The 14,544-nt window shown below is 39.4% G+C and carries 13 protein-coding genes; 2 read left to right on the top strand and 11 right to left on the bottom strand.

Translation table 11 applies throughout. The features are described from left to right. Window positions 1-16: 16 nt before the first annotated feature. Window positions 17-529: a flavin reductase family protein gene (locus BW986_RS14900; RefSeq protein ID WP_076368664.1), complete on the bottom strand. Its 513-nt coding sequence runs from the start codon at window positions 527-529 to the stop codon at window positions 17-19. Window positions 530-891: 362 nt separating this feature from the next. Here BW986_RS14900 and BW986_RS14895 point away from each other — a divergent pair, with 362 nt between their 5' ends. Continuing rightward, complete coding sequence (locus tag BW986_RS14895; RefSeq protein ID WP_076368663.1) at window positions 892-2,211, top strand: helix-turn-helix domain-containing protein; 1,320 nt, start codon at window positions 892-894, stop codon at window positions 2,209-2,211. Window positions 2,212-2,807: 596 nt separating this feature from the next. Here the strand turns inward: BW986_RS14895 and BW986_RS14890 are convergent. The 8 genes from BW986_RS14890 to BW986_RS14855 form a co-directional block, all read right to left on the bottom strand. Then, entirely contained in the window at window positions 2,808-3,992 is a 1,185-nt protein-coding gene (locus BW986_RS14890; protein WP_076368662.1) for an acetyl-CoA C-acetyltransferase, read from the bottom strand. A gap of 107 nt (window positions 3,993-4,099) precedes the next feature. Next, window positions 4,100-5,650, bottom strand: a complete 1,551-nt coding sequence (locus tag BW986_RS14885) for an acyl-CoA carboxylase subunit beta (RefSeq protein ID WP_076368661.1) — start codon at window positions 5,648-5,650, stop codon at window positions 4,100-4,102. Window positions 5,651-5,689: 39 nt separating this feature from the next. Further along, a complete protein-coding gene (accB, locus tag BW986_RS14880) occupies window positions 5,690-6,181 on the bottom strand; it encodes an acetyl-CoA carboxylase biotin carboxyl carrier protein (protein ID WP_076368660.1) in 492 nt (163 codons plus the stop codon). Window positions 6,182-6,358: 177 nt separating this feature from the next. Beyond that, window positions 6,359-7,714 (bottom strand): acetyl-CoA carboxylase biotin carboxylase subunit, encoded by a 1,356-nt coding sequence (accC, locus tag BW986_RS14875; RefSeq protein ID WP_076368659.1) that lies wholly within the window; start codon window positions 7,712-7,714, stop codon window positions 6,359-6,361. 258 nt (window positions 7,715-7,972) lie between these two features. Further along, entirely contained in the window at window positions 7,973-9,115 is a 1,143-nt protein-coding gene (locus BW986_RS14870; RefSeq protein ID WP_076368658.1) for an acyl-CoA dehydrogenase, read from the bottom strand. A 138-nt stretch (window positions 9,116-9,253) separates the two neighbouring features. Then, window positions 9,254-10,033, bottom strand: a complete 780-nt coding sequence (locus BW986_RS14865; protein ID WP_076368657.1) for an SDR family NAD(P)-dependent oxidoreductase — start codon at window positions 10,031-10,033, stop codon at window positions 9,254-9,256. A gap of 224 nt (window positions 10,034-10,257) precedes the next feature. Beyond that, the gene (locus BW986_RS14860; protein ID WP_076368656.1) at window positions 10,258-10,734 is read right to left on the bottom strand and encodes a 2,4'-dihydroxyacetophenone dioxygenase family protein; all 477 of its coding nucleotides are present in this window, start codon (window positions 10,732-10,734) and stop codon (window positions 10,258-10,260) included. Between the two features lie 189 nt (window positions 10,735-10,923). Then, window positions 10,924-11,712 carry an SDR family NAD(P)-dependent oxidoreductase gene (locus tag BW986_RS14855; protein WP_076368655.1) on the bottom strand — a complete coding sequence of 263 codons (789 nt, stop codon included), beginning with the start codon at window positions 11,710-11,712 and terminating at the stop codon, window positions 10,924-10,926. A gap of 142 nt (window positions 11,713-11,854) precedes the next feature. Here BW986_RS14855 and BW986_RS14850 point away from each other — a divergent pair, with 142 nt between their 5' ends. Next, window positions 11,855-12,760: a LysR family transcriptional regulator gene (locus BW986_RS14850; RefSeq protein WP_076368654.1), complete on the top strand. Its 906-nt coding sequence runs from the start codon at window positions 11,855-11,857 to the stop codon at window positions 12,758-12,760. A 77-nt stretch (window positions 12,761-12,837) separates the two neighbouring features. Here BW986_RS14850 and BW986_RS14845 read toward each other — a convergent pair whose 3' ends face one another. Then, complete coding sequence (locus BW986_RS14845; RefSeq protein ID WP_076368653.1) at window positions 12,838-13,545, bottom strand: 3-oxoacid CoA-transferase subunit B; 708 nt, start codon at window positions 13,543-13,545, stop codon at window positions 12,838-12,840. Window positions 13,546-13,590: 45 nt separating this feature from the next. Next, window positions 13,591-14,307, bottom strand: coding sequence for a CoA transferase subunit A (locus tag BW986_RS14840; protein ID WP_397222482.1), 717 nt, complete (start codon window positions 14,305-14,307; stop codon window positions 13,591-13,593). Window positions 14,308-14,544: the final 237 nt, after the last annotated feature.

The raw sequence follows: 14,544 nt of genomic DNA, 5'->3' as shown, positions 1-14,544 counted from the left end.
TTGTTTTCCTTCAGTTTTAAGCTTTCTTGAACGAACCAAATTCTCCTTTGAAATACACGAGCGGATCCCCTATGAGTGCATGGGCTTTTTGAACCTCCGCCAGAAAGACGGAATGAGTACCTCCTGTTACTTCTTCGACCACCCGGCATTCAATCTGGGCAAGTGTGTTATTTAAAACGGGGTTACCCAGTTCGCCATAGGACATTTCCACACCTTTGAACTTCTCAGTGTTCGACCTGGCAAACTGCATCGCAAGCTCCCCCTGGTTTTCAGCAAGAATGTTTACAGTAAATGAACCCGCTTTCGAAATAGCATGGCATGTACCTGTATTTTTATTGGCACATACTAGTAGCATTGGAGGCTCAAGAGACACGGAACTAACTGCGCTGGCAGTTATCCCATAATCTATTTCACTTTCCCTTACTGTAATTATCGATACTCCGCTTGTGAAATGACTGATTACATTTCTAAACGATTCAGGACTCACTAACTGTAACGATTGATTATCCCGAGAAGAGTTATTACTCATATAAAATGCATCCCCCTTTTTTTATTTAAGGAATAATTCTCAATGTGTTCCTTAAATAAATCATAAAAAAAATCCAGCAGAATGTCAACTGAATTTTCTAACAATTCTTATAATTTTATTTTTCTTGATCATCCATTAAAGGTCCGTTTCTTTTAAAAGAAGAAATGCTGCTTGTTGCAATAGAGCAATTCACTCAACATATATACTAATGTTTACTATAATTGTTATAATCAATTAAAGAAAACCCTAACAAATTAGTAGGCAAAATGCTGGAATTAATCGATTAATTAATATATTTCCCTATATAATACATAACGTTTTCGAAAAATTTTGCAAGTTATTCTATTAGGTGGTGTTCGACTATGAAAATAAAAGCCGGAATTGTTGGTCCAAGTGACTATGTACAGATTATATGCGATATTGCAAAAGAATACTCCGACAGACTGTACCCGATTCCATTTGGATATCAAAATGCTGAAGAGGCGACAAATATCGTGAAACAAAATCAACAGTTGGTCGACCTTTGGATTTTTGCGGGTCCAGCCCTCTATCCTTTTGTTGAAAAAAGCGGTTCCAAACAACCTTTTTTTTATCTTAACTTAGATGGGGCAAGCTTAACAAAAACGTTGGTGGAAGTAGGTTATAAAGATTCTAAAAGCCTCAATCGGATGAGTATAGATTTGCTTAAAGAAAGTGATGTATATGAGACATATCATGATCTTGGCATTTCATATGAAGATATTCATGTTCATGAATATCTTCATGATACTACTCTCCAGGATCTTCTTGCATATCATCAAAAACTATTTAAAGAGGGACAAGTTGATATTTGCATTACCTGTCTATACTTTGTATACGAAAAATTGAAGTTACAAGGAATTCCTGTTTATCGAGTTACCCCTACACGCAGTAACATACGTGAAACGCTAAAAACAGCGATCCAAAAATGGGAAACCCTTCATTTTAAACAATCACAAATTGCTGCTATATTTATCAAAGTAGAGAATATGGATACAAACATGAATCACCACACCATATCCTACGATTTACATCGCTTGAACTTAAAGGTACAAGATGCCGTATTAAACTTTTCCGAATCGATTTTCGGCACTTTTGTACCTCTTGGGGTTGGAACATTTGTAATTTTCTCCACGAGAGGTTCCATAAAAGAAACAGGGCAACAAATTGGGGATCTATTGGAAAAATTAGCTTTAATATCGGAATTACCATCGAATGTTGGGATCGGCTATGGGGAAACTGCATTGGCTGCGGAGGAAAATGCACGACTTGCTTTAAATCATGCACAAAATTATGATTCTTTTTGTGCATTCCTAGTAGATGATAGAGGGATTATTGAAGGTCCTCTTAAAGAACAAGAAAGCATTTCTTTTGGCTATCGGACGGAGAATAAGGAAATCAGTGAAAAACTTAAACAGTGTGGAGTCACGATTACAACACTTAACAAGATTTTGTCTGTACAAAAAAGAACGGGGAACCACTCTATAACAGCATCAATTCTTGCAGAATGGTTAAAAATGACCCCCCGGAACGCACGGCGAATTCTTAATGGTTTAGTCGAGCAGGAGATTGCCGAAATAATTGGTGAAGAAGCACCTACTGCTAAAGGAAGACCTAGAAAGATATATCGGGTTAATAGTGAATTGGAGACTACAACGGAATAGACCGGGGAAAAATAGAGGGCACCATATTCCTAAGGTTGGAATTCCCACATCTTACATTTCAAATTAGATTAGGAGCTAAATGCTCCTTTCAAAAGGTAAATCTGAAGTTTTGTGTGTTGTATATTTAAAGATTCAAGAAATCTTGTAGATAAACCCTACCATTAACAAAACGCCATTTAGAGCGTTTCAGCCTGTAGGCGAACTCGATAATCGAGTTTGTCTACAGCTTTTTAACGGTTTGTACAATTTGAACGTTTCCTCTAGGGACTCGCTTTCCGCGGGCGATCCAATCAACATTATTGTTTTAACTTTTATATAGACCCACTTTAGTCTACGGTTTTAAATGCCATTTAGGGCGTTTAAAATTACCAACTGGGTTTGGTAGGTAAAAACAACTTAGTTCCCCCACCTATCTAATTCCGATTATCTTTTAAAGTTGATAGTTTAGGGTAGCAAATATGTCATGTTCGCAAAGTTTGGCCAAAATAAGAAAAAGAGCAATGTATTTGCTCTTTTCAGACTCAAAAATATTATAATAACTTCCTAGCTATTGTCTGCTTTCCTATTATGCTTACTTCCATAAAAGATTCACATGTTCAAAGAGCCTCAATGATTACTGAGATTCCTTGTCCTCCTCCAATACAGAGGGAGGCTAATCCATACTTCTTTCCTCGATTCCTTAACTCTAGTGCCAATGAATATATTATTCTAGCTCCACTAGCCCCAACTGGATGACCTAATGCGATTGCTCCACCATTTACGTTAACTTTTTCCCGATTCAACCCAAGCTCCCTCTCTACTGCAAGATACTGGGCAGAGAATGCTTCATTGATTTCGAACAAATCGATATCTTTAATATTGAGTCCTGCTTTCCGTAAAGCTAATTGACTAGCAGGAACTGGTCCAATGCCCATAATATTTGGCTCTACCCCCGCAATCCCCCAGGATATGATTCTTGCCAATGGCTTCACATTGTGATTGGTTTGAAGGAAGGATTCACTTCCAAGTATTAAGGCAGCTGCCCCATCATTAATACCACTGGCATTACCTGCCGTTACGGTCCCATCCTTTTTAAAAGTTGGTTTCAGTTTCGCTAATCCTTCAATTGAAGTATTATGGCGAATATGTTCGTCTTCTAAAATGGTTATTTCCTTTCCTTTTTTGGTGAATATCGTGACAGGGGAAATCTCTTGTTGAAATCGCCCCGTCAGTTGGGCCTTTGCTGATTTTTGGTGTGATTGGACAGCAAAACTATCTTGATCGTCTCGGGTTAGTTCATATTTTTCAGCAAGCGTTTCCGCTGTTACTCCCATCCCACACCCTATATATTCATCGCTCAAAGTCGCCCAAAGCATGTCGTCCATCTCTGGAGACTTTAAACCCGTACCAAAGCGGACATCTCGTAATACGTGAGGAGATTGGCTCATATTTTCGGTTCCCAAGGCTAGGGCGACTTCAGCATCCTTTAAAAGGATCGACTGAGCTGCCGATACGACCGCTTGCAATCCAGAACCGCATAAACGATTGAGAGTTAAAGCGGGGCTCTCTACCGGAATCCCAGCTTTCAAAGCAATATGCCTGGATAGGTAGGAGGCATTTTTCGAAGTATGTATCACATTCCCTGCAAAAACATGCTCAACCTCTTCAACTGAAATATTACTTTTTTCAATGGCTCCTTTACTTGCAATCACCCCAAGATCGATAGCAGAAACATCCTTTAATACCCCTCCAAAACTCCCGAACGGCGTCCTGGATCCGCCTAAAATATAAACATGACTCATAATTCATTCTCCTTTCTTGAAGATTGTTTGATTCGATTTGATGGATGGAAACATCTTTTTCATTTCTTTATTTAATATAGGGAGTTGAAAAACCATTAAAAAAAAGTTTATAAAGGGATATTTCCATGCCTTTTCTTAGGTAATGCTTTCTTCTTGTTTTTTAGCATTTCCAATGCACTAGCGATACTTTTTCTTGTATCCCTCGGGTCAATTACATCATCAACAATGCCATTAGCTGATGCGACGTAAGGATTGGCAAACCGTTCGCGATATTCGTTGATTTTTTCTTGCCTAAAGGCCTCCGGATCTGTACTTTCATTAATCTCTTTTGCAAAAATGATATTGGCCGCTCCGGCTGGTCCCATAACCGCAATTTCTGCGTTAGGCCAAGCAAATACTAAGTCTGCCCCGGTTGCTTTACTGTTTAGGGCAACGTAAGCCCCACCATATGCTTTTCGAAGAATCACTGTAATTTTGGGAACCAAAGCTTCCGAATAGGCATATAAAATTTTCGCTCCATGCCGGATAATCCCGCCATGCTCTTGTTGAATTCCCGGGATAAAGCCACTCACGTCTTCAAATGTAATTAATGGAATCTTAAAGCAATCACAGAATCGGATGAAGCGAGCACATTTGTCAGATGAATCAATATCAAGACCACCAGCCATCATCTTCGGATTATTTGCGATTATACCGACTGTATCGCCGTTTATACGGCCAAAGCCAACGACAATGTTTTTAGCGAATTTGGGCTGAACTTCCATGAAATCTTGATCATCGACAATTAAATGAATCACCTTACGCACGTCATAAACCTTCGTTCCATCAATCGGGACAACATCAAGAAGTTCATCGATTCTTTCATCTAACGGGATTTTATTTACCGGCTCTTTGTAGGGTGGCTTTTCTTCATAGTTTGATGGCAAGTAGCCAATTAATCTCCTGACTTCGTTTAAAACGTCTTCTTCTGTTGGTCCGGTAAAATGGGCATTTCCACTTATTGTGGAATGAACGGACGCACCACCTAAATCCTCACTGTTAATCTTTGCTCCCGTTACCGACTCAATTACCTTTGGGCCTGTAATAAACATTTGACTTGTCTTTTCTACCATGAAAACGAAATCTGTAATCGCAGGGGAATAAACAGCCCCCCCGGCACATGGTCCCATTATCACTGAAATTTGTGGAATTACGCCTGAATAAATGGAGTTTCGATAGAAAATGTGTCCATATCCGTCTAGTGATAAAACACCTTCTTGAATTCGTGCTCCACCTGAGTCATTTAATCCGATTATAGGTGCTCCATTTTCTGCTGCTAAATCCATGATTTTGGTAATCTTCGTCGCATGCATTTCGCCAAGGGCTCCGCCGAAAACAGTAAAATCTTGAGCAAAAAGGAAAATAAGGCACCCACCAACCTTACCGTACCCTGTAACAACCCCTTCTCCCGGAGCCTCTCCGGATCCATATTCAAGGCCGCGATTTTCTATGAATGGGTTTATTTCCACGAATGTCCCTTCATCTACTAATATTTCGATACGCTCTCTGGCAGTTAGCTTCCCGCGATCATGCTGGGCATCAATCCGTGCATAACCGCCCCCCAGCTTCACTTTTTCCCGTCGCTCTTCCATGATCTCGATTTTATCGAACATATCCATGCTGTGAGTCCTCTCCTATCAGTGTTTAAATTTTATTGCTTATGCTGTTTTTACGAGGAACAAGGGCTGGCCGTATTCAACAAGCTGACCATTTTTTACAAAGATTTCAACAATTTCACCACTAACTTCTGCTTCAAGCTCATTCATAAGCTTCATGGCTTCAACAATACAAAGCACCGTGTCTTCTTTTATTTGATCTCCCACTTTTACATAGGCATCAGAATCAGGTGATGGAGCCCCATAAAATGTACCCACCATTGGGGAAGTAATTTTATGAACCGATGTGTCCTCAGTATTTGTCGATGGTGCTTGTATTTCTTCCTGCTTTTGAACGGGGGCGGCTTCCACTTTCACAGGTGCGACAGCAATAGCCGCTGGGACTTGTGTTTCTTCGATAAGCGCTACTTGACCGACATTCATTTGTTTACTAATTGTTATTTGCTGATCATTTTCACCTTTAATCGTTAATTCTCCAATTGTAGAACGGTCCACTGCTCGAATTAATTCTTTAATGTCATTCATTTTAAACATGAGGAAACACTCCTTCTATCATTTAATTTCTGTTATTTTTTCTTTACTCATTTTAGGTTTCTTAGGATCTATGAAATTTCCCCCATAGGTGCAGTCCCGATTATCCGGTCATTCTCATCACCAATTACAAAAAATTGTTTTTCCACCGTGCCACTGCATACTTCAAATCATCACTAGTTACTTAGTGGAAACCGTTAAATCATTCATCTCTAAAAATTTCGTGTTAAAATTACCAGCTTTAAAATCCGGATGTTCTAATAAGCGAAGGTGGAAAGCGATTGTAGTATCAATTCCTTCAATGACGAACTCGCTTAAGGCTCGCTTCATTCTTGCAATTGCTTCTTCACGATTTTTTCCATGTACGATTAATTTGGCAATCATCGAATCATAAAATGGTGAGATCGTATATTCTGGATAAACTGCGCTATCGACTCGGATTCCAAATCCACCTGGAGGTAGGTATAATCCAATTTTCCCAGGGGATGGCATAAATTTTTTATCAGGATTTTCTGCATTAATCCGGCATTCGATCGCCCAACCATTGATATGAATATCTTCTTGTTTGACAGATAGCCTATGACCTGAGGCAACAAGTAATTGTTCTTTGATTAAGTCTACTCCTGTTATAAGTTCTGTAACTGGGTGTTCAACTTGAATACGGGTATTCATTTCCATAAAGTAAAAATTTTTATGTTTATCTAGTAAAAATTCAATTGTGCCTGCCCCTGAATATTGTACGGCCTTCGCTGCTTTCAATGCCGCCTCTCCCATTTTCGTTCTTAGTTCTTCATCAAGTGCAGGGGATGGCGCTTCTTCAATTAGCTTTTGATGGCGTCTCTGGATTGAGCAATCACGTTCCCCTAAGTGCACGACATTGCCAAAGGAATCACCCATAATTTGGATTTCGATGTGTCGAGGCTCTTCAATGTACTTTTCTAAATAAACACCTGCATTACCAAAAGCTGTAGCTGCTTCTTGCTGCGCCATTGAAATCGCATTTTTTAACTCTTCCTCGCATTCAGCAACCCGCATCCCTTTTCCACCACCACCAGCAGTGGCTTTAACAATAACGGGATACCCGATACCTCTTGCTGTAACCACAGCTTCGTCAATATCTTCAATAATTCCATCCGTACCTGGAACAATTGGTACACCCGCGGCTTCCATCATTTCTCTGGCTACCGCTTTCGCCCCCATCTTACTGATTGCCTCAGGTGATGGTCCAATAAAAATGATATCGTTCTCAATACACATATTGGCAAATTCTGCACTTTCCGCTAAAAATCCGTAGCCAGGATGGATAGCATCTGCATAAGATAGTTGAGCCACAATTAATAGATTTTTCATATTCAAGTAGCTCTTAGATGATAGGTGTGGTCCAATGCAATAGGCTTCATCTGCAAGACGTACATGCAGAGCTTCACGATCTGCTTCAGAATATACAGCGACCGTAGATATCCCCATTTCCTTACAAGCCCTAATCACACGGACAGCAATTTCTCCTCGATTAGCAATAAGAACCTTTTTAAACATATACATTTCCTTTCCAAAAGTTTATTATTGTCTATCAATCACTTCATTTAGAGCAGATTTTTATTAAGAAGGGATGCACTCATGAATCAGGAGAAAAACATGTTCTATCCCGGTTTTTTTAAAGAATTTACTAGAACTTTTTTAATTTCTTTCTTTATAAGCGGATCACCTCAAACAAATCCCAACAATACCTTAGTCCGCTACTTGAAAGATAGGGATTCGGGATACATTCCTGTTTTCGTTAATTTTGAGTTTTTTCTATGCTTTAAGCAGATTTCCGGCAATAACAAGACGCTGAATCTCTTGCGTCCCTTCATAGATTTGGGTGATTTTAGCATCTCTCATATAACGTTCAACCGGGTATTCCCTTGTGTATCCATATCCGCCGAATACTTGAACGGCCTCCACCGCTACTTCCATGGCGGTGTCTCCAGCAAATAGTTTGGACATTGCAGATTGAAGTCCGTAAGGAATTCCTTGATCCTCACGCCATGCTGCCTGATACGTCAATAAACGGGCAGCTTCGATTTTTGTAGCCATATCGGCTAATTTGAATTGAATAGCTTGGAGTGAGCTAATCGGTTTGCCAAATTGGACGCGATCCTTTGCAAATGCTACAGCATTATCAAATGCTCCTTGAGCGATTCCAACAGCTTGGGAAGCGATTCCGTTCCGACCGCCGTCAAGAGTCATCATGGCAATTTGGAACCCTTCCCCCACTTGGCCCAAAAGATTGTCCTTTGGAACGCGGCAGTCCCCAAAAATGACCTCAGTCGTGGCGGAAGAGCGAATGCCCAGCTTTTTTTCCTTCTTTCCTACAGAGAAACCCGGAAAGCCCTTTTCCACAATAAACGCCGAAATGCCTTTATGCTTTAGTGCCGAGTTGGTCTGTGCGAAAACGATATAAGTGTCGGCATAGCCTCCGTTGGTGATAAAAACCTTCGATCCGTTCAAGACCCATTCATCTCCTTCTAGAACGGCTGTTGTTCGCATTCCACTGGCATCAGATCCGGATCCAGATTCCGTCAAGCAATACGCACCCATGTTTTTTCCTTCCGCCATGGCCCGCAAATATTTTTGCTTTTGATGTTCCGTTCCAAACTTGAAAATCGGCCATCCGGCTAACGATGTATGTGCGGAAAGCGTGGTCCCAATTGAAGCGTCCACCCGTGACAATTCCTCCACCGTAATCACATAACTCAAGTAATCGGCACCTGCACCTCCGTACTCTTCTGGCCAAGGAATGCCGCATAAACCAAGTTCCGCCATCTTTTGCCAAATCTTGATATCAAAGTATTCCTCTTCATCACGTTGAGCAGCAGTAGGTTCACATTCGTTTAGAGCAAACTCTCGCACCATTTTTTGCATCATTTGATGTTCCTTAGATAATAAAAAATTCATCATTAGTCCCCTTTTTTGATTTTGTTATTCCTAACAAGATATCCTCTGAAAAACTATGTAAGCTATTTCCATCTTAAATCTATAAAGATAATACTTTTAAAAACTCCAACCCTTTCAAGGACAGGACAATAATGCTATTTACACTTTTTGTTCGATAAGCTTTCGGGTATAGATGGTTACCCATTTCCTCGGCAGCAATCCCACAGATTTAGCCATGAGTTTATTTTTAAAGCCTGGAATGATAACAGTTTTATTCTTCATTAACCCTTCAAATCCGCACTTGGCAACAGCTTCCGGTTCAATTAAGTTCTTAATGAAAATTTTTGTTCTTGTTGAAGCCAACCCTTGCGTGAGCGGCGTTTTGGTAGAAGGGGGACATAATACAGAAGCTTGAACTCCGGTTCCTTTAAGTTCTTCCGCAATTGCTTCCGTAAAGAATAAGACGTAAGATTTGCTGGCCCCATACATCGACATCCGTGGAGTTGGCTGAAAGGCTGCTGTTGAAGCCACGTTTAAAATTTTACCTTGCTTTCGTTTCATGTCACCCACAATAAGTCTAGTTAAATACGTGAGCGAGATCATGTTGAGCTGTAGGCATTCCATTTCTTTTTGAATATCCAATTCCGTCATCAACCCTAATCCGCCAGCTCCAGCATTATTAATCAAAATATTGATTTCGATTCCTTCGCTTTTCAAGTATCGGTACAAGCTCTCTACCGTTGTATGGCTACTCAAATCGCCGGCAAAAGTATTCACTTGCACGCCATATTCCTTTTTCAGACTCTCGGCTTGTTGTTCCAACAACGCCGAATCTCTGGCAACTAATACCAAGTTATAACAATGCTCTGCAAAAACTTTTGTGAATTCATATCCGATCCCTTTTGTAGCACCAGTAATCAAAACCGTCTCTACTGTCATTTATCATTATTCCTCCCAACATTATTATCTGTTAAGTTTGAATATTAGAAATTATAGAAAAATTATTATATTAATGATTATACTTATAAGTTTTAATAAAATAAAATTAAAAAAATTAATTTATAAATTATTATTACTAATATTAGAAAAGAAAAAGCTCAGAAAAAAGAGAAGCCTCTTCGTCATGTGGACGCCGACTTCTCCATTTTTTATGATTCTAACTATCAAAATTTAGTCACATCAATAGGTTCAATTCCTTCAGCCGCGCAATGTTCATAGTATCTTTTCAGGAATGTTTCCCAATTGTCTCTGGCAAGAATTTCTCCTTCTTCACCCAAATAGTCTAATGTTCCTTCTACAATATTGAAGGTGATAACATCTTCATCCCCTACAGCTGTCGGCGTATGTTTGGAACCTGCAGGCTCATAAACCATATCACCAGGTTTGGAGATCCAAGGCTCCTCGAGATATCTCCAAGTCCCTTGGACGGTATATACAATGACTGTTCCAGGATGGAAATGGGCAGGAAGCTGCATTTTCGCAGGAACACTTAATAAAGTAATCGTCTGTCCTGTCACAGGGTTGGCTTTAAGCAATTTAAATTTAGAATCTCCAAAATATGGAATCCAAGGCAATTCATCTACGCTAACATTCCCTGCATGAAATACTTCTACTTCTTTTACATCTTTTAAATTACTCACTTAAAATCCCCTCTTCCAATAAATATTTAATAAATCCACATATTGTTATCGCTTTGGATCAGTAAGCAAAATAACTAGTTTGAATTTATTAATTTCAGTATATTTGTAATTATCAGTTAAGTAAAATTGATATTTTTTAATTGCAATTAAGTATGATTAATTTACGAAATCACGTTATTTGAATCAAATTTACTTAGCACCAAGTCCACCATCAAGCGTCAAAATATGTCCAGTACAATAATCAGATGCTGCTGAAGCAAGGTAAAGGAGTGCACCTACCACATCATTGTCACTGCCTAATCTTCTAACTGGAACTTGTGAGGCAATGAAAGGGCCTGCTTTGTGTACAAGTGTTCCCGGTATTTCTGGGTTATTCATTCCTGTTGTGAAAACTCCAGGGGCAATTGAATTTACGTACACTCCATGTCGGCCCCACTTAACTGCAAGATCCTTCGTTAAAGTCATTACTGCACCCTTACTGGTTGTATATCCGACAGAATCTACAGCTTCCGGATCAACACCTTTAAAGCCTATACTAGAAGAAATATTAATGATTTTACCGTATTCGTTATTAATCATATGTTTTCCAACTTCCTGACACATTAAGAATGTTCCTGTCACATTTGTATCCAGCATAGCTTGCCATTGTTCTAAAGGCATATCCGTAGCAGGAGACTCAAAAACTGTTCCGCTGCTATTGACTAAAATTTCGATTTTCCCAAAATGAGAAACCGCTTTCTCCACACCTTGAACGACAGATTCCCGATCTGTGACATCCACTGATAGAACAAGTGCCTGTCTTCCTAACGCCTCGATTTCTTTTACAACTGCTTCGCAAACCTCTAAACGCCGTGAACATACTACAACGTTTGCTCCGGCTTCTGCCAACGCCAGTGCCATTACACGCCCTAACCCGCTGCCTCCTCCGGTAACGATTGCTGTCTTACCATTTAAATCAAACAATTGGTTTATTGACATTCTAGTTCTCCTCCCATTTTTAGAATATTCAAAGATTTTTAAATATTATTGATATTGATTATACTAATAAATTATAATTAAATAAAATTAAAGATTTTAATGTGGCAAGTAAGTATTACTAATATTAAAAAGGAGAATGGTCATGAATATTGAACAATTACTATATATCGTAGAAGTCGCAAAATACAGTTCTCTGTCCATCGCAGCACAGAATCTCCATGTGACTCAATCCAACATCAGCCAGTCCATAACCAACCTGGAAAAGGAGCTGGGGATAAAAGTTCTTAAGCGGTCACGGGGACATGGTGCTGTCCCAACCGATGAAGGAAGAATCATTCTGAAACTCGCCTATGAAGTACAAAAAAAACTTGAGGAAATAAAAGTGACTGCTAACTTATTGAATTCCACGGAAGTGGGGGAACTAAAAATATCGTCATTACCCGGATTGATGACGTTCCTGGTAAAAGCGATTGCATTATTTAGACATGATTATCCACACGTGAATTTGGAGGTTTCCGATAAAAGTGGATCTGCTGTAATTGAAGATGTTCGACAGCATAAGACTGACATTGGACTTATTACGTATTCAAGTGATTTGAACATAAACATGGAAGGAATAGCTTTTGAAGCATTAATCGAAGGAAAGCAGAAAGTATATGTTTCTAAGCATTCTCCCTTAGCCATTCTTGGCACTATAACTCCCCAAGATATTCTTGATCAAACTCTCGTTACATATAAGGGTGAATTCATGCAGTATTTTGTACAAGATTTCTTTCATAAATATAAGCCCTTGAAAATCTTATTTACTTCAAATAATATGGATGGAGTTCTCCAAGCGATCAATGAAAACTTGGCAATTACATTTGCTCCTGATTTCGTAATGAAAAACTATCCCCTTATCATTAATGGCGATATCGTTCCAATTGATTTGGTCTATCATCCGACTGTAAATATTTCTTTAGGGTTAGTTCGATCAGAGAATAAACATTTGTCCACTTTTGCCAACAAATATATTCATTATTTAAAATCAGAAATAATTAAGAATTAAAAAAGAAAAAAAAGAGAAGGTTCTTCGTTCCAAGGTGGGCGAAAAAGCTTCTCTTTTTAAATATCTATATCTCTCCCCTAACAGGAATGAGCAGTGTTATCTCTTTTCCTTGTAATAGATGTCTTTTGGCGATCCCCTTTACCACATGTCAAATTGGCGCTGATCGTAAAAGAAGCCTCCGTCTTTTCTATCACTTCATCAAGTGAAACACCTTCTTGAGTTTCCGTGAGAATCATTCCCTCGTGAGTAAAATCAAATACAGCCAAGTCAGTAATCAGCCGATTTACAACCTTTTGACCTGTCAATGGAAGGGAACAGCTTTTTTTGATTTTGGATTCATTGTATTTATTGGTGTGCTCCATTATAACCACAATTCTTTTGGCACCATGGACAAGATCCATCGCACCACCCATCCCTTTGACCAATTTTCCCGGGATCATCCAATTCGCCAAGTCACCTTGTTCGGAAACCTCCATACCTCCCAGGATAGCCAGATCAATGTGTCCCCCACGAATCATAGCAAAGGACTCAGCACTGTCAAAGAAAGATCCACCGATTATCGCTGTAACCGTTTCTTTCCCTGCGTTAATAAGATCAGGATCTTCCATCCCTTCAACTGGATAAGGTCCGATGCCAAGCAACCCATTTTCAGATTGCAATAATACATGTAATTCTTTCGGTATTTCGTTCGCAAGTAAAGTAGGCATTCCAATTCCTAGATTCACGTTCATACCATTTTGAATCTCTAGAACCGCACGCTTAATGATTTTTGTCCTGGTATCCATACTGTTAATCCTCCTGAAAAATTGCATAGTAATTTTTGCGGTAAGTTACCCTTTAAAGGTAAGTTTAGTAGGTATGACGGTACGGCGTTCAATTCTTTTTACATAATTTTCACCTTCCAATATCCTTTGGACATAAACCCCAGGTGTATGAATCTCATCCGGATCAAGATCACCTACTTCAACCATTTGCTCCACTTCGGCGATCGTTATCCTGCCTGCCGTTGCTGCTAGTGGATTAAAATTCCTCGCTGTCTTCCGGTAAACAAGATTTCCTAACGGTTCACCTTTCCATGCCTTGACGAAGGCAAAATCCCCAACAATTCCTTCTTCAAGAATATGCGTTCTTCCATTAAATAATCGGTGCTCTTTGCCCTCTGCAATCGGTGTACCCACGCCAGTCGGCGTATAGAATCCAGGGATGCCAGCTCCTCCTGCCCGAATTCTTTCCGCCAGTGTACCCTGGGGAACAAGCTCTACTTCCAATTCCCCACTTAAAAATTGCTTTTCAAAGATCTTATTCTCACCTACATAGCTTGCCACCATTTTCTTAATCTGTTTATTGGCAAGCAGTAAACCCAATCCCCAATCATCCACCCCACAATTGTTACTGACAATCGTTAGGTCTTTTGTCCCTTTTTCACGCAATGCTAGAATTAGATTCTCCGGAATTCCCGTCAGACCAAACCCACCAACAATGATGGTTGCACCATCTTTAATATCTTGAATCGCTTCAAGAAATGTTGAGTTTAACTTTCCTTGCACAGCCAATATTTTCACTCCCTGCATAATTAACTTAATTATCAGAATTTTTTAAAGTATAAATTACACTCATAAGTATCAATTAATTAAAATTAAACTTTAATATACTTAATCATCCACTTCAATATGATCATCAGCGTAAGTCTCGGATATCTTATCCTGACAACTCCAGCACTTACTCCGATTTTGCTCCATAATAGCTAATTCTTCATGACACAATACACAACAGTCCATCTCAGA

It is taken from the genome of Peribacillus simplex, from assembly GCF_900156045.1.
In the GTDB taxonomy this organism is placed as follows: Bacteria; Bacillota; Bacilli; order Bacillales; family DSM-1321; genus Peribacillus; species Peribacillus simplex_D.
The sequence above is the reverse complement of the archived record's forward strand: the minus strand, read 5'-3'. Positions and strand labels throughout refer to the sequence as shown.